Genomic DNA, 308 nt, shown 5'->3' on the forward strand with positions numbered 1-308 from the left:
CCGGATGGTCGGAGCGGATACGGTCGGCAAGGCTCGGGCGCAGCGTGTCGATGCGCACCAGGTCGCGCTTGCGGAATTTGCGGCCCGAGATCGCCGACGGTTTCTTCCTGGGCTTTATCCGCGACGCGTCGGGCGGCGTCGGTTCGGAGTCCGGCACTTCGGGTGTGTCGAAATGCTCGTCCGAAACCTCCTGCAGATTGGCCTCGGTGGTCGGCGCCTCGAAATACTCGCCGCCGCTGTCGTTCTGGTTGTCGGCGCCCTGCTGCTCGGATGCCTTGGGAACGGTGCTCATGATGGGCTCCTGCTGT

General features: G+C 65.6%; 1 pseudogene. It reads right to left on the reverse strand.

Annotated features, from left to right (window positions below):
* Positions 1–292, reverse strand: a pseudogene (locus tag EN786_RS36960) (hypothetical protein); the annotation flags it as partial.
* Positions 293–308 lie beyond the last annotated feature (16 nt).

This window comes from Mesorhizobium sp. M4B.F.Ca.ET.143.01.1.1 (genome assembly GCF_004792275.1).
GTDB classification, from domain to species: domain Bacteria; phylum Pseudomonadota; class Alphaproteobacteria; order Rhizobiales; family Rhizobiaceae; genus Mesorhizobium; species Mesorhizobium abyssinicae.